The sequence below is a fragment of the Arthrobacter sp. G.S.26 genome (assembly GCF_050847375.1).
GTDB lineage: Bacteria > Actinomycetota > Actinomycetes > Actinomycetales > Micrococcaceae > Arthrobacter.
On record NZ_CP193753.1, the window covers coordinates 123,045 to 138,744 of the forward strand.

General features: G+C 61.2%; 16 protein-coding genes. 10 read left to right on the plus strand and 6 right to left on the minus strand.

Going from position 1 to position 15,700, the window contains the following annotated elements:
* Positions 1-185: 185 nt before the first annotated feature.
* Positions 186-335 carry a hypothetical protein gene (locus tag ACRB8A_RS19680; RefSeq protein ID WP_432246105.1) on the minus strand — a complete coding sequence of 50 codons (150 nt, stop codon included), beginning with the start codon at positions 333-335 and terminating at the stop codon, positions 186-188.
* Positions 336-531: 196 nt separating this feature from the next.
* Between ACRB8A_RS19680 and ACRB8A_RS19685 the strand changes: the two genes are divergently transcribed.
* Positions 532-813 carry a DUF4190 domain-containing protein gene (locus tag ACRB8A_RS19685; protein ID WP_432246106.1) on the plus strand — a complete coding sequence of 94 codons (282 nt, stop codon included), beginning with the start codon at positions 532-534 and terminating at the stop codon, positions 811-813.
* A 166-nt stretch (positions 814-979) separates the two neighbouring features.
* Here the strand turns inward: ACRB8A_RS19685 and ACRB8A_RS19690 are convergent, their stop codons facing one another.
* The 3 genes from ACRB8A_RS19690 to ACRB8A_RS19700 all read right to left on the minus strand — a co-directional run bounded on the left by ACRB8A_RS19690 (position 980) and on the right by ACRB8A_RS19700 (position 3,471).
* Positions 980-2,002 carry a DUF4192 domain-containing protein gene (locus ACRB8A_RS19690; RefSeq protein WP_432246107.1) on the minus strand — a complete coding sequence of 341 codons (1,023 nt, stop codon included), beginning with the start codon at positions 2,000-2,002 and terminating at the stop codon, positions 980-982.
* Positions 2,003-2,615: 613 nt separating this feature from the next.
* On the minus strand, positions 2,616-2,966 hold the full coding sequence (locus ACRB8A_RS19695; protein ID WP_432246108.1) for a DUF3846 domain-containing protein: 351 nt from the start codon (positions 2,964-2,966) through the stop codon (positions 2,616-2,618).
* Between the two features lie 73 nt (positions 2,967-3,039).
* A complete protein-coding gene (locus ACRB8A_RS19700; RefSeq protein WP_432246109.1) occupies positions 3,040-3,471 on the minus strand; it encodes a hypothetical protein in 432 nt (143 codons plus the stop codon).
* A 568-nt stretch (positions 3,472-4,039) separates the two neighbouring features.
* Here ACRB8A_RS19700 and ACRB8A_RS19705 point away from each other — a divergent pair.
* From ACRB8A_RS19705 to ACRB8A_RS19740, 8 genes are all read left to right on the plus strand, one after another.
* A complete protein-coding gene (locus ACRB8A_RS19705) occupies positions 4,040-4,369 on the plus strand; it encodes a hypothetical protein (protein ID WP_432246110.1) in 330 nt (109 codons plus the stop codon).
* Positions 4,350-4,661, plus strand: coding sequence for a hypothetical protein (locus tag ACRB8A_RS19710; protein ID WP_432246111.1), 312 nt, complete (start codon positions 4,350-4,352; stop codon positions 4,659-4,661). The genes ACRB8A_RS19705 and ACRB8A_RS19710 overlap by 20 nt, the downstream gene beginning before the upstream one ends.
* Positions 4,648-5,097, plus strand: coding sequence for a hypothetical protein (locus ACRB8A_RS19715; RefSeq protein ID WP_432246112.1), 450 nt, complete (start codon positions 4,648-4,650; stop codon positions 5,095-5,097). The genes ACRB8A_RS19710 and ACRB8A_RS19715 overlap by 14 nt, the downstream gene beginning before the upstream one ends.
* Positions 5,088-5,234: a hypothetical protein gene (locus tag ACRB8A_RS19720; RefSeq protein ID WP_432246113.1), complete on the plus strand. Its 147-nt coding sequence runs from the start codon at positions 5,088-5,090 to the stop codon at positions 5,232-5,234. Before ACRB8A_RS19715 ends, ACRB8A_RS19720 begins: the two co-directional genes overlap by 10 nt.
* A 1-nt stretch (position 5,235) precedes the next feature.
* Positions 5,236-5,646 carry a LexA family protein gene (locus ACRB8A_RS19725; RefSeq protein ID WP_432246114.1) on the plus strand — a complete coding sequence of 137 codons (411 nt, stop codon included), beginning with the start codon at positions 5,236-5,238 and terminating at the stop codon, positions 5,644-5,646.
* Between the two features lie 317 nt (positions 5,647-5,963).
* Positions 5,964-6,338 (plus strand): hypothetical protein, encoded by a 375-nt coding sequence (locus ACRB8A_RS19730; RefSeq protein ID WP_432246115.1) that lies wholly within the window; start codon positions 5,964-5,966, stop codon positions 6,336-6,338.
* Between the two features lie 322 nt (positions 6,339-6,660).
* Positions 6,661-7,635 carry an AAA family ATPase gene (locus tag ACRB8A_RS19735; protein ID WP_432246116.1) on the plus strand — a complete coding sequence of 325 codons (975 nt, stop codon included), beginning with the start codon at positions 6,661-6,663 and terminating at the stop codon, positions 7,633-7,635.
* A gap of 119 nt (positions 7,636-7,754) precedes the next feature.
* On the plus strand, positions 7,755-9,986 hold the full coding sequence (locus ACRB8A_RS19740; protein ID WP_432246117.1) for a S8 family serine peptidase: 2,232 nt from the start codon (positions 7,755-7,757) through the stop codon (positions 9,984-9,986).
* A 36-nt stretch (positions 9,987-10,022) separates the two neighbouring features.
* Here the strand turns inward: ACRB8A_RS19740 and ACRB8A_RS19745 are convergent, their stop codons facing one another.
* Together ACRB8A_RS19745 and ACRB8A_RS19750 are read right to left on the minus strand one after the other, a co-directional pair.
* A complete protein-coding gene (locus ACRB8A_RS19745) occupies positions 10,023-10,949 on the minus strand; it encodes a hypothetical protein (RefSeq protein WP_432246118.1) in 927 nt (308 codons plus the stop codon).
* Positions 10,950-11,126: 177 nt separating this feature from the next.
* Positions 11,127-11,849: a hypothetical protein gene (locus ACRB8A_RS19750; protein ID WP_432246119.1), complete on the minus strand. Its 723-nt coding sequence runs from the start codon at positions 11,847-11,849 to the stop codon at positions 11,127-11,129.
* Between the two features lie 512 nt (positions 11,850-12,361).
* On the opposite strand from ACRB8A_RS19750, the gene ACRB8A_RS19755 reads away from it, so the two are divergent.
* On the plus strand, positions 12,362-15,601 hold the full coding sequence (locus ACRB8A_RS19755; RefSeq protein WP_432246120.1) for an RHS repeat domain-containing protein: 3,240 nt from the start codon (positions 12,362-12,364) through the stop codon (positions 15,599-15,601).
* Positions 15,602-15,700: the final 99 nt, after the last annotated feature.

The window sequence follows — 15,700 nt, forward strand, 5'->3', positions numbered from 1 at the left end:
CGGACGCCCGTTCACCTGGTTGCACCGCAACCAGGGCGAGCACCAGCGAGCCTGCCCGGGTAAGTACATTAGTCACGTTGCGGCGGGGCTGGAGAGCGGAATGGCCGGCACCCTGTGGGTGCCGGCCATTCCTGTTTTCCCTCAGCAAAAGGAAATCTATGGGGCAGCGTCATCGCTGCGGGTTTTTAGTATTGCTGGTCTTGGTGGTCCCAGGTGAAGTCCGTGGGGCCTGTTGTTTTGTCGTTCCCCAGGACGGCCAGCTCGATGGCTTCTTCGGCCGCGGTAATGCCTTCGGGGGCTTTGTCTTGGTCCGTGAGGATGTATCCGTGGCTCATGGGGGGTTCCTGCCTGGTTGTCGTGTTTCCACTCTAACCCGGCGGGTGTTTGCGTGTTTTCCCGGTGGTGCTGCGCCCGCGCGAGCGTGACAGGCGGCCGGCGGCCGGCGGAGATGTTCCTTTAGACAAGCCCAAGGGCTAAATTGCGGCAGGGAGTAAACTCAGCCAAAGCGATCAAGAGTGGGGGACTCCTTAAATGTCAGCAGCAGCAGCAGCTTCACCGGCCGCAACCGGCTACAACCGTATGGCTATCGTGGCAGTAGTTAGTGCCGTGGTTGCCGTAGTTGGATTCTTGGGGACTTTCACCGTGCTGGCGGTCTTCGCCGTGGGAGCGGGGCACGTTGCTCTCAACCAGATCAATCGCGACGGCGGTCAGGGGCGCCAGCTTGCCCGGGCATCCCTCGCTGTCGGTTACGCCATCGGAATTTTCGGGCTGCTTTTCACGGTCCTGACTGTGCTGGGCGGCTTCTACAACTAAGAGTTTCCGCTACTCCGAGCTAGCATCCCTGTGCGTCCCATCTCCAGGCTCCTAACAGGCTGCGCCCGCGCGAGCGTGACAGGCGGCCGGCGGAGCCTGCGGGGGAGGCCGCCCGCCCCCGCTTGAAGGGGACGGACCTTGCTGGCCCGCCCCCTTCCACTCGTTGTTAGTGCTGGGGTTTGTAGGCGGTGGCTGGGTTCTTGGCGATTTCAGCGACGGTGCCGAGGTTCATCACGCCGGTCAGCAGTTCCGCGAGCCGGAAGCCTGGGCTGTCATTGCTGGCTTGGGTGAAGTGGTTCGATGCTGAGGATGCCCGGCCTTTGAGGAAGTCGGTCCAGCCGATCAGGGTCAGCAACGGGGCGCGGTAGCCGGTGGGTGCGGCGTTGATGAGTTCCCGCGCCCGTTCCTGGGCTTTGTCCACGCGGTTCCAGTCCGGGGCGACTTTGCCGATGAGCAGGTCCCCTGCCCCGTCAGCGATTTTCAGGTCCGGGTCGATGATGGTGCACAGCACCATGTCCCGGGCGGTGGGGATCTGAAGTGTGGCCAGCAGCTCGATCCGGTCCTGTTCAGGAATCGGTCCGTTGCTTGTGAGCGCGTGCGCCCACAGGGCTTCGGCGTGTTCGGTTCCGGTGATCATCTGGGTTGCGATGGCCGCGATGATGGTTTCCTCCGTCTCGGCCGGGCCGGTGTACGGGGTGTAGGTCGCGCCCGGGTCCTGGTTGTAGGCGCTCCCGCGGTAAACCATTTCAGCGTTCAGGGCGCTGTCGGTGATGCTCTCCAGCGGGTAGGCCGGGCAGCAGTCGTCCTGCCCGTCGCACAGGAGGTTCTGCCAGTGGCTGGAGGTCACCAGCCAGCCGTCTTTGAGCGGTGTCCCGGCCTCGTCCAGGACCTCAATGAGGGCTTCGATGTGCTCGTGGAACGGGCGGGGCAGCTCCGGCGCGCCGGTCTGGTCGGTGTAGACCGCCAGCAGCACCGAGGTAGTGGCGGGGTCCGCTGCGAGGTGCCCGGCGACGGTCCGGGCGTACATGGCCGGGGTAGGCGCCAGCGGAACATCGACGCGCAGGGTGGCGCCCAGCCGCCCGTTGTTGACGGTGATGAGCACGAAGGATTCCCGGGGAACGGAACCCAGGGCGTGCGGGATGAAGCTGAGAACGTCGGCGGGGCCGGTGGCGCGTACTGAATCAGTCATGGTTTTGGTCCTTTGCTGAGGATTGTTCGGTGGTGGGGGGACGGCGTTACCGGGCCAGCTGCCCCTCTTTCTCCCCCGTTGTTTTTTGGTTGCTGGCAAGCTTGCTTGCTCGGTGGCCGACGGAGCCCTGTCTACCTGCAGGGCAAGGGGCGCGGGATCTGCGAAGGAAATAAGCGACGCAGGAGCGCCGCAGCCGATCCCGTGCGCCGCAGGCCCCTGGAGGAACGACAGGGGCTAGACGGGGTGGAGCGGACGCCTAGAATCCGGAGGACAGCAACCAAAAAACGTCGAAGACGTAGAAATCAGGTGATGACGGGCAGGAGCTCTGCGACGGACCGGCACCACCGGACAGCCGGCCGCGCCAGCGGACGCCCGCCTTCTGGTTGCACCGCAACCAGGGCGAGCACCAGCGAGCCTGCCCGGGAATCCAGCCGTGCGGTGGCGGGGTCTTCGGTGGCGTGTCACGGCACCTGTTCCCGGCCCCGGGGTTTGGTGGTGGGAACGGCGGGCCGCCGCCAGGTGATGATTCCCTGTGGCGGGTACGGCTCGGCGGTGGCCCGCCCCGCGCCTGAGGCGGGCCGGGGCTACTGTCCCCGGCCCGCTCCCCCCGGTGCTAGTGGGCGGGGGGTTGGCTTCCTTCCATCAGGGCCAGCAGGCCCCATAGTTTGGCCGGGACGTCTGCTTCGTCGCCGTCCGGGGTTTCGCCCAGGAACACCACGTCGCCGCAGTAAACGTCCTGGAGGTCGCCGGTGAGCTGGAGGACCATCGCCCCGGCGCGGGTGTTCGGTTCCAGGCCAAGGATCTTGCCTTCCTCGTTGAGGTAGAAGTGCCAGTTATCGCCGCTGACGGCTTCGATGTTGCCGCGCACCAGGTGTTGGAGGGTTTCCAGGTCCGCGGTGATGGAATCAACGCGGGCAGGCTGCGACGTGTCGGCGGGGATGATGAGGGCTTTGCAGGTGCTCATGGTGGTTCTCCTTCGTGAAAAGTTGGGGGGATGGTGCCCCGCCCGGCTTTGGGCGGGGCACCGGTGGGGCTGGTTAGGCCGCTTCCTGATACATGGACGGGATCCGGTACTTGCCGGGCAGGTCGGCGGCGGCCTCGGGCAGGTCGTCCGGGCCGTGGGCCTGCCCGTTTTTCCAGTGGAAAAATGCCTGCTCGCTGATCGCGTCCCAGAACTTGGCTTTGGTCCGGTAGAACGTGGTCGTCACGTCGCCCTCGCAGTAGGTCGCCATGCCGAACAGATTGCCTACGGCGTCGGCCGTCCGGGTTCCGGCGACCATGACATAGGGCCACTGGCCCAAGTCCCAGCCGTCAGAGCCCCAGCTGGGAATCACAGCCCAACCGTGTTCGCCGATGAGTTCCATCCAGTCGTAGCCGGTGTTCATGTGGTAATCACCCAGCACGGTCACGTCGTCGATGCTCTCGCCGGTGTCCTCGGTGGTGATCGTCTTGGTGGTGATGGCGTTCATGGTTTTGGTCCTTTGCTGAGGATGGGGGTGGTGGGGGGACGGCGTTACCGGGCCAGCTGCCCCTCTTTCTCCCCCGTTGTTTTTTGGTTGCTGGCAAGCTTGCTTGCTCGGTGGCCGACGGAGCCCTGTCTACCTGCAGGGCAAGGGGCGCGGGATCTGCGAAGGAAATAAGCGACGCAGGAGCGCCGCAGCCGATCCCGTGCGCCGCAGGCCCCTGGAGGAACGACAGGGGCTAGACGGGGTGGAGCGGACGCCTAGAATCCGGAGGACAGCAACCAAAAAACGTCGAAGACGTAGAAATCAGGTGATGACGGGCAGGAGCTCTGCGACGGACCGGCACCACCGGACAGCCGGCCGCGCCAGCGGACGCCCGCCCTTCTGGTTGCACCGCAACCAGGGCGAGCACCAGCGAGCCTGCCCGAACCGGCCCGCATTTCCCCAGGGAATGGCCGGCACCCGTAGGTGGTGGTTGTCGGTGCCTGGATGCATGATGAACCAGTAAGATTTATTCGAAGCTATCTTCGTATTGCTAAGAGTGTCGTTCGTTGAAGTGTTCTAAAGGTGTGGTATGGACCGTGACCAGCTCAAACGGCTGCAGGCCCGGTACGCCCGGCGGGCCGGCCCGATCGGTCTGACCCCGGAAGAACTGGACCTGGACAACGCCCCGATGCAGGTCGATGTGCACGGGATCCCGGTCAAAGCCTGGATCCGGTTCCAGGACTGCTCCGAGCTCATCGAGGGCCTTGCGCACACGTGGACACAGAAAGCCGTGCAGGTGTCCTGGACCGACGGGCCGCTGCGCCGCTCGACATGGGTATGGGCCTCGGCCGTCACCCGCACCAGGACACTTGAACGAACTTTGGGAGAAAGAACACAACGTGACAGCAGTACAGACTGAAGCCCCCCTCGCGGCCGCGGTGGACGTCCGCTTCACCCTCGACGGCACCCCTTTGGCCGTCAGGTACGACGGGCATATCTGGGCCGTGGCCGCGGACCCTGTCCGCTGGTTCGAACGCGAATCCTGGTGGGAAACCCAAAACCGCGCCCCGGTCGGGGCGGCCGTAGTCGATACGACAATCTGGCAGGTCCAGGTCAGGATCAACTCGGCTTCTCCACTGCGGACCATGCAGCTGCGCCAGCCGGCGATGACCGATCACTGGATCCTGACCTCCATCGATGACGCCACCTAACCCCACCACAGCGCCGGGAGTCCTGTATGGGCAGGCGATCCCGCCGGCGGTGTGGGAGGGCATCCGTACCGAGTACGGCCTTCCCACCCTCGCCCAGGTACGAACCCGGCTCGCCTCGATCCACGCGGATCCCGAACCCGTCATGCGTCAGCTCGTACGGATCTTCCTCGGGGACGAGACCCTGTGCCCTGGCTACCAGTTCACCGACACCCTGGAAGTGAGGCCGGCCGTTCTCGTCCTGTTTGCCAGGGCGATGGAGCTGCGGATCGCTCACAACTACTTCAGCGCCTGGATCACTACACCCTGCCCGGACCTGGAAGGCCGGCGCCCGGTGGACCTGCTCCACCACCCCATTCCCCCGCTCCTGCACGCTATGGAACGGTTCGGCACATCAAAGAACACCACCACAAAGCAGAAGGTAAAAACGTGGAATTAACAGGCACCATCGAAGCCCCGGACGGGTCCCACGATCACGTCACAGCCGCCGCCGGCGACACGTATGATGCGGCCCTCACAACGCTGCGTGAACGGGTCCCGGAGGGACACCGACTCATCGGTATCCGCACGAACTGACATGACCTCCAAGGAAAACCCGGAGTTCACTCCGATCCGGGAATCGCTTCTGCCCACAGGGTTCGCCTCCCCCGCACAGGACTACTTCTCCGGCCGGATCGATCTGAACAAAGCCCTGATCCCCAACCCGGCCAGCACCGTCCTGATGAGAGTCCGGGATAACGCCATGAACCTGGACGGAATCTGCGCCGGGGATGAAATCCTGATCGACCGCACCGGCACACCCCACCACGACTCCGTCGTGGTGGCCACCGTGGACGGCGGCGAAACCCTCATCCGCCGACTCCGCCAAACCAACGACCGCTCCTGGCTCGAAGCCTCAAACCCAAACGTTCCACCAACTGAAATCTCAGACGGCACCGACCTGCAAATCCTCGGAGTCGTCACCCGCACCCTCCACAGAATCCTGTAGAGAGTCACCGCGAAGGGGGTGCGTGGGCATGGACCCACGCACCCCCTTCTTCTGTGTTGTTGGATAGCGGCCAACGACATCAGTATGTCGTAGAGAAGGTCCCGTAACGCATCCGAGGAAGATCGAAGTGTGACTGCCTCGCGGCCCAATGAGGAAACAAGCGTCGATTAAGGGACGTGTGTAGTCTGCACTGCCCGCATTTTATTTTTTATTTTAAAATAAAATAGCAACTAGTTTGACACTGTTTACCGAAGATGATACACTCGTATTATTGTGCGCAATTGTGCAGCATGTAACTGAGAGATAGGAACTTAAAATTGACAGAAAATAGTGGTATTGATGAGCTTGTTGCAGACCTCGAGTCAGAACCCATTCAGGTAGTAAACCTCTTGCGACTGCGAGAGATTTTTGGGTATAAGCGCCTTGGCAACCGCGTACTTGTAGACATCTCAAAGGAACTGTCTGACCGTGGGTTGGGATATTTTCCAAGAGAGATCTTGGATGCGAACGACCAGCCACGACAGTGGGAAGAGCTTCGGATTTTCCGCAAGCAATCACCCGTGGGCAAACTCGTGACTGCCGTTCTGGCACCGAGCCAAGAAAACGACGTTTTCCTCAAGGAAGCCAGCACCAATGATGAGACAAACGCAGCAGCAGTACTGGATCAAATCAGGACGCTCCTGGGCGACTAAGGCTAAATCGAGAGCGCCACTGTCTAGAGGAGAAGTTCTTCTTGACGGTGGCGCTTTTGTTTTAGGACATCTTCGTAACCGTTACAGCTGCTGCTGGAGCGTACGTCTGGTTCTGTGGAACTCAGACAACGGGCGTCTCATTTTCTTAGAACTGGAACGGATGGAAAGCCTCAAAGGCGGACGTTGATGGCACGCGCGGACCGTCACGGTGCCTCCGGGCGGCCTGAAGTCAAGATTCTGCGCGTGCGGGGCCGGCTCTCCTGCCTTTCTATCGTTCCGTGAGTCGCCTGAAGAGCGGCTGGCGCAAAGCTACGATGGGTAGATGGCCGGCCGACATCTGAAAGAGATATTCAAAGCGTTCCATGCTCGGGATGAGCTGGCGTTTCGTCGTGCTGCGACTGAAATTATTGAAGAGGAGCAAGCCAAGCATCACAATGCATTGGCGCGAGATCTCCAGAAGCTTCTTGTGTCCGGGGGCGGTTCAATCGATTCGGGAGCCACAGTAATTGTGCCTGCGCCGCCTAAAGACCGCGAGGGCGAATGGGATCTGGGTGAGGTGAAGGAGCCTGAGCGCCTCCTTGAAGACCTGATTCTTGATACCAAGGTTGTTAAGACACTTGACGGCCTTAGCAGGGAAGTACGGCAGTGGCCTTCCCTCGACGCAGCGGGCATCGGTCGCCGGCAGCGCATTCTGCTTGAGGGGCCGCCTGGCTGTGGCAAGACAACCGCAGCAGAGGCTTTGGCAGCAGAATTGGGTCGTCCTTTCCTCTTGGTTAGGCTGGACGCCGTTGTTTCCTCCTATCTGGGAGAGACCGCAAGTAACTTGCGACGGATCCTCGATTACGCAGATCAAGCCCCGTTCGTCGTACTCTTCGATGAGTTCGACGCGTTGGGACGATCCCGTGATGACCAGTCGGAACACGGAGAGATGAAGCGAGTCGTCACAGCTTTCCTGCAGATGACGGACAGATACAGAGGGCCGAGCCTCCTTCTTGCAGCCACCAATCACTCGGGCCTGTTGGACCAGGCCCTTTGGCGCCGCTTTGATGAAGTCCTCACGTTCAGAAAACCGACGGTGCATGAAATTCGCAGGCTCATTCGACTTCGGCTCCGAAGCGTTGCCCATGTCCCCGTTGACATTGAGCGATATGCGAGTGCTCTGAAGGGGCTGCCGCATGCGGCTGTCGAAAAATTAATCACTGATGCACGCCGAGAGGCACTGCTGAGGAACGCCGAGGCTGTGGGCCCCGAGGACTTCGATGCTGTGCTCTCCGCTGTGGTCACCCGCCCCTGGTGAGTTAGGAAACAATGGCCGATCATCTCCTCCTGCCCGACCCTCGTCGGCTTCCCTCACGGCGAGCATCCGGAAGTGGCGGTGGGGGCTCTAATCGTCAATGGGGACGGCACGGAAACCATTTGAAGACCCAATTGACTCAGGTCGTAAGGGCACCGCGACGGATCGATCAGGGGATCGATCCTGGCCTCGTTTTCAAGATCCGAGCCGCGTCCAGACCTACAGACGGCGGGTTTGAAGGCCGGGGTCTCCAGATTCTCGGCGAGACCGTGGACTACACGTATTTCGTCTTATCGGAAGACAACGGTGCAGCACTTTCGACGGCTATCTCGAACTACTCCACCCGAGGCGTACTGCGATCATTCTTTGATGCCGTTAACGACATCGAACCTTACGGTCCGGCTGACCGGCGAGGAGCTGGCGTCAAAGGGCTCACCGAATTTAGCGGGACGATCGCCGTCGATATTGGCCTGTGGGCTGCTGGCAGCCAAGCCGAGGCTGTTCGGAGAGCTAGCACAGTTGAAACCGTCCTGGCGGCTTCTCAAGGTCGCGTCCTGTTGCGCTCCACGTCCGCACGCCGGAACTTTCTTCGCGTGGAAGTTGATGAACAGGGATTGCAGGACTTGCTAGAAATCAGCGTCGTGGAGGTCGTCAGAACGCCCCCAGTACCATTTCTGGATTTCCGCGAGTGGAGGAACCTGTCCGTTGATGAACTCAGTCTCGCCAGAGAGCCAAGTGCCACGGTTGGTGTCCTTGATGACTCCCCTGCCACTGCACACCCGTTACTCGCGGGGTTGGTGCAGTCAGTCGATTCCCTCGCGCCTGATGGCTACCAGTGGCAGATGCAGGGCCACCACGGCACAGAAGTTGTTGGACGGGTCCTCTACCCAAACCTGGCGGACGAACTCCGGGAGCTTCGTCCTATAACAGGATTGGGCACCGTTCGCGTTGTCCGGATACTGGAGCCGGACCCCCACCGCGCCGATTCACCACCGCGCTTCGCAAACTACGACTTTCCGCACGAGATTGTCAGCCAAGCCATCCGGCATCTTCATGGCACCTACGGGGTTAGGATCTTCAATCTGTCAGTAGGGTATGCGGAGCCGTTTGATGAACTTCATGTCGGTCCTTTGACCGAGACCATTGACGACTTGGTTCGGGAACTGAACATTGTAGTCATCGTTCCTACCGGCAACACTGGGACGACCATGGACGGACGAACTGACAGTGGCCACCACGTTCTCCACGACAAACCCGAATACTTCTTCTCCCCGGAACACAGATTGGCAGAACCGGGCCCGGCAGCTCTCGCCGTAACGGTAGGCTCACTGGCATTGAGCGGTGCCGCTGCAGAGCTGCCGAACAGATTCGGCTGGCAGGCTGTATCAGCTGAGGATGAACTTTCGTGTTTTAGCCGAACTGGACCGGGTGTCGGGACAGCTGCGCGGCGCATGAATAAGCCGGACGTTTCTCACTACGGTGGCAACCTGGTCATCAACGACTCGGGCTACGTCGTTCGTAATGACCCTGGAACAGGAATGGTCACCCCGTCCTTCCGAAGCGGGGATGGGCGCTTATTCGCATCCGTCATCGGAACAAGCTTCGCTGCACCGGCAGTAGCTCGCGTGGCAGCTGATGTTGCTCATGCATATCCGGACTCCTCTGCAAACCTCATCCGGGCACTTCTCGTAGCTGGCGCCGCTCCCACAGCACCAGCCACCGCGATCGGGGACCTGCATCGCCGCTCCGGCTTATACGGAAACGGACGACCGTCCAGCCACCGTTCTATCGATAGCGGAGCTAAGAGAACGACCATGACATACGACGGCGCTCTGCCGATCGACACCGTCCAGATTCATCCTCTGCCACTTCCCGAGATATTCAGACGCGGGAGCGGAGGGGAACGAACGATAACTGTCGCGCTTGCCTACGACCCTCCGGTAAGAAGACAACGGCGCGAGTATTTGGCCTCGTCTATGAAGTTGGACATCTACCGAAACATCGATCCTGATGAGCTGGCAGAAATGCTGATTAAGCAGGATCCGGATGATGCGAAAGACCTCATCAAGGACAAGCGGAGACTAAGGATGACGCCAGGCAGCAATTCCTTTACGAACAGCACGCTGCAGTTACGGCAATGGGCCGCACGCAATTCCTTCACCGACGACGATGAAACTTTTTTTGCTGTGGTCACTCACAAGGCCCAAACCTGGGCGCGATCCCACCCTGACTATGAGACGCAGTCCTACGCTCTGGCAGTAACCCTTGAAGACCAGCACCTTGTTCAGGCGGATCTTCATCAGCTACTGATGCAACAGGTCAGAGTGCCAGCCAGGGCGCGCATCCGGTCCTGAACCGCGCGGCAGGAAGTCGTAACTAAAGGCGTGGCATTAGCGGTCCCGGCGTTGATCCTTAGCCACCAGGTGTGGGAATTTCTCCTGGAGGCAATCACGGAACTCTTGTGCCAGGTTTGAGCTAACCGTCCGCAGTTGCTCGATGGAATGTACGCAATTCACTCGCGACTCAAGCTCCCGCTCGAACATGTCCAGGTGGACCTTAAGTCTGTCTAGAGGCAGGCTCCCGTTCAAGTGTGCTTCAACCACTCCTACAAAGGCTGAGGCCTTTAGATCGAGTGTCACCATTTCATAGGGATCCCAGTAAAGGCTGCCCCATTCGTAGTCCATCTCCGGGGTCATCCAACGGAGGCCCACAGTTAGCAACTTTGGGCGGGCAATGATTACCAGAAGGTCCCTAGATTGCCGCAGCTCCGTTGTAGCGCGCGTAACATCGCTGATGCGTGCGCCATTGAAAGTATTGAAGGCGTTCTCCACGGATGCTGCTGCATCCGACAACTTCTCCGTAAACCGCAGCGCACCAGGCCTTGGGTTAGCCGGCTTTTCGACGTCACGAATGAGTCCCTGTATTGCTCCGTGAGCATATGCCAGATTGTGCTGTAGACGATTTATGTCAGTTCCAGGGGCTACAAGCCTTCCGGCTCTCTCGTTCAACTCTCCAGCAGCAGCAATCGCCGTTCGAATAGCACTCAAAAGGGCAGTGCGTTCCTCCTGATACGAGGTAACCGACCGGAGTACCACCAACGCAAGCGGGATGCCAAAGCACGCGGTTGTTCCCGCACTGTATATGTTGAGTTGGAAAGGGGCGCTTATCCAGTACCCAGAAAGATCAAATCGCCACCCAATGACCAAGCCAAAAATTCCTATCAAGGGCAAAAACAGGACCAGGGCCTTAAACCCGTTCCCTGATTCCTTAATTGCGGCGCCCGCTCTTTCCCATTCAGCCCTAACTTCGGTCCCCACGGCGCCTCCTGTCTAGTGGTGGCATAGTCTTACATGCCTCAGACGCATCCCACCGGATTACACAGCCCGGGGTGTCCTGGTAATGCTGTCTCAGTTTCACGGCCGTAGTGTTGAACCCAAGAACTATCGGCGGCCGCTGACCCGCATTCCGTTGCAAGGTGAGAGCGGGTGTGTTGGTCAGCCGTGGGCGAGGATGGTGTCGATGAGTTGGGCTAGCTCCGGTGCGTCGTTCGGGGTGACTGCCGGTCCGGCTTTCACGGCTGTGGCAGCCAAGGTTCCTTTGATGCCCGTCATGGTCAACATTGTCTGGGTTTCCCCCGTGGCAAGGGTTTGTTTTCCCAAGGCAGCGAATGACTGGTCCCCGCCCGTCTTGGCCTCTATCTGCTGGATCTCGGTGGTGATCTTCTGCCCGCCAAGTTCGATCGTGAAGTTACTGCACGTGGCCACGGCGTTCTTTGACGCTGCCAGCTGATCGGCCATTTCCTGGGCGTCTTTGAGGGCAATGACGGTCACCACGATCGATGTCTTTTCTTCCGCTGCCACGGTGGTCCCGGCAGCGTAGGTGCTGTCCTCAGGGACCTGAGCGTTGCTGTCGGAAAGGGCCTTGCACTCGGGCGGGGTAAACACGGCGGTCTTCAGCAATTCCTTGGCTTTGATGATGCCCTGGTCGATCTGCGCCGCGGGAACCACCGTCAGGGGGCGGCCCTGGGCGTCCTTCAAGGTGGCCAGAACCGCGCTGAGGTCCGCATCCGTGTAGGTCTTCGCGGGGCTGGGTTCCGGGCTGGCGGATGGTTCCGGTGCAGCGGAGGTTGCCGGCGTTGTTCCGGTGCCTGTTCCACACCCTGCAAGGGCCAGGAGCGCGGTCAGAGCGAGGGTTGTGACTGTGGTGCGCCTTTGCATGGACTGATCCCCTTCAGTTCGCCGGCCGCCCCGAGATTCGGCGCGCGTCCCGGAACCGTATCCTGCGGGTTCCTGCCCCAGGCTGATACGGCCGTGCTGCTCACGCACAACAGCGGACGACGGGGTTTACCCCCTCCTTGCCACCGCTGCCGGACGCGATAGGACCAAGCTATGCGGCCACATCTCAAACCGGGCACAGTAATCAGTACCTGCTTTACATTCCCCGCACTACTCCCCTGCAGGTGTGATGGCGGCAGATTCGCGGTGAGGGAAGGGGCCCATTGGCCGTGACAAGAGTTGTCAGTACGCTTACTGGTTTTTGTCGTGGGCGTTTATCTATTCAACGCATGTTCTGCCCCGTACCGTGAGCGTCATCACACTTTTCCGAGTCGGGAGCAAAGATGCTTATTGGGGGCCGGCGCAAAGCGCCACGGAACCATTCACGCCAGCAAGCCGGCGGCCATGTGCCGCCGGCTTCGTTGTACCGTGGCGCTGTCGCCGGGGCCCTGGGGATGGCGTTGCTGCTCGCAACGGCCGGACCTGGCCTGGCAGCGATCCCGGCAGCGAGCACCGGGGCGCAATCCACGATCGGGAAGCTCGGCAGCCGGCCCGGGGCGACCCGATTGCCGCTGCCGATCAATGACCAGATCAGCGGCTCAGTCGATGTCGGCACAGGAAACCTGGCGCTTTCCATCACCGGTCTCTCCCTTCCAGGGATCAACGGAGACACCCCGTTGGGAGTGGTGTTCAACTCCCAGTCCACGGACACGACCGGCAGCGACGCCGGCCCGCGATGGACACTGGCCGCAGGCGCAGCAGGAACACTCTCTTCCACCTCGTCGGGAGTCCTTTACACGGCAGGGGACGGGTACTCCGCCCTCTTCACTCCCGTTTCCGGCTCCACCACAGCGTTCACCTCCCCTGCCGGAGTGAAAGCCGATCTGGAACGAACCCTTAGCCCTTCGCTTGGTTACAAGCTGACCTCCCGAACTTCAGCGACTGTTGTTTGGTTCAACGATGACGGGCGGACGAAACTGGTGGAGGACCGAAACGGCAACGACACCGTTTATGGACCGGCCACAGGCAAGATCACCACGGTCACCTCGCACAAGGGCCCGTCAGGGGCGCGCAGCGCAACCCTGACCTACGACTCCCTGGGCGACCTGTCCGGGTTCACCCAGACCAGCGGCACCTCAACCCGGGCGGTCTCTTTTACCCGTGACGGGGCAGGGAACCTGGAGTCCTTCACCGACTTCGCAGGGAAGACCACTGATTTCGCGTACACGAACAGCCGGATCACCACGATCACTCCCCCGACCGGCGGGGCAACAACCATTACCTACGACACGAACGGGAAAGTCACCCGGATCACGCGGGCGAACGCGAGCAGCGGCTCCCCCGGCAGCTCAGTCACCCGAATTGCTTACCCGTCGGCCACGCAGACCCTTGTTGCCGGCCCGAACACCGACCTGGCCGTCGCTGTAGCGACCGGCCCCCGCACCACCTACGCCCTCACAGCTGACGGGCGGGTTTCCCAGGCCACTGATCCGGAAGGGCGGATCCGGTCCGGGACCTACACCGGGGACTTCGACACCCTCACCGCCACCCAAGGCACCGGCACCACCTCAGGGACGACGACCAACACGTTCGGGGCGAACACCGGGGAATCGGTCACGAAGTCCCAGTCCCAGACCGGGGCGGCCTCCCAAGCTGCTTACGGAAACACGGCCGCGAACACCAAGTACCTGGCTACCTCCTCCACCGATGATGCGGGTAACCAGTCCCTCTACACCTACAACGGTGCAGGTAACGCGCTGACGTCCTCGGACGCCCTGGCAGCCGTGGCGACCCTGACCCCAAACCCGAATAACGACGGAACGGTGACCGAGGCGCTGGCCCCGGGGAACGGGACAAACAAAACCAAGTACACCTACGAATTCGGCCAGCTGAAGACTCTGACCCCGGTCACGGGGTCCTCCCTGGGCGCCAGGGCGTTCACTTACGATGAGTGGGCGCGGCCTAAGACTGCCACGGACGGCCGAGGTATCACCCTGACCTACACCTATGACGCTGTCGGCAGAATGACCGGCACGTCCTTCTCCGGAACCACCCCGGCGGCCAGCTACACCTATAACGACAACGGCCAGCCGCTAACCCGGGTCGATGCCAACGGGACAACAACCTTCACCTATGACCAGATGGGCCGGTTGACCTCCCGGGTCAACACTGCCGGCGGCGGGACCATCTCCTACGGCTACGACAAAGCCTCGAACCTGGTCTCCACCACCGACTCCCGCGGCACCACCACCTACACCTTCGACACCTCAGGGGTCATGGAAACCCTCGTCTACCTCATCGACGGGGTCCAGAAGACCCTGGCCGTCGCCACCGATGACCGCGGCCGCCGCACTGACACTTGGCTGCAGGCCTCCCCCGCCCGAACGGCATGGAAAGCCAAGAGCCACACCGACTACGACCGCTCCGGCCGGGTCACCCGCGTCACCGCCAAATCCGGTGAAGGCGACACCGACAACACCACTGTCATGGACCTCTCCTACTGCTACGCAGCAGGATCCACCGCACCGACCTGCTCCACCACCGCCACCGCAGACCGGTCCAAGATCCAATGGGTCAAAGACAACCTCAGCGGCGCCGTCACCACCTACACCTACGACGCAGCAGGCCGGCTCACCAAAGCAGCCATCACCGGTGGCACCAGCCCCACGACTTATAACTACACCTACGACTCCCGCGGGAACCGGCTCACCGCCAACGGCGGCACCGGCGGCAGCCAGACCTTCACCGCGAACGCTGCAAACCAGATCAGCACCTCCGGCTACACCTACGACGGGGCCGGAAACCTCACCGTAGACCCGAGCGGTACCTACGCCTACAACGGCGCCGAACAAATGACCTCAGTGACCAAAGCCGGCACCACCTACAACTACACCTACGCCGGGACCTCCCAAACCGAGGTTCTTTCCCAGACCACGCCGGCCGGGAATTACTCCATCACCTACGGTCGCACCGATGCCCAGGGCCTGCCCATCATTGAGCAGTACAAGAAGGACACCCTCACCGCCTACGTCGAACACGACCCGATCACCGGCGAAGCCCTCATGCTCCGCACCAGCTCCGGCATGCAGTCCCTCTACCTCTACGACGGCACCGGCAACCCCGCAGCCCTGGTCACCAGCGCCCCCACCACCGCCTTCTCCTACGACTACGACCCCTACGGCGTCGCCATCCTCGACGAAGACTCCGGCGGACTCGGCACATCCCAGAACCCGTACACCTTCAAAGCCGGCATCCAGGACCGCACCACAGGATGGGTCAAATTCGGGCAACGCTGGTACAACCCCAAAACAGCCCGCTGGACCCAACAAGACACCCTCGACACGCCCCTCGACCCCAAAAACGCCAACCGCTACGCCTACGCCGCCAACGACCCCATCAACAACGCAGACCCCACAGGTCAATTTTCTTTCGGGGACTTCGCTGGCCAAATAATAGGCTCTGCTGCCGCTGCTGTTGGAGTAGGGCTTGGCGTTGGACTCAAAACAAGCGTAGGAGGATGGGCCGTAGGCGCCGTCGGTTCCTGTCTCGGTGGGGCGCTCACTGAAGGTGTCGCCAATACACTCGACGGTGAATCCACATCATTGACAGATGTCGGACTGGCCTGTGGAGCGGGAGTTCTTGGTTTCGCTGTAGGTGGCGTCATAGGCACCGGAATCGGCAAGGCCAGGGTGTGATTTGGGGACCTCTTACCGCTTGAAAGTCAGGACAAGAACATGGCACTTATCTACCTCATAGCTGGTTGCGTCTTCTTTGTAGGCTTCGGAATAAGCTAC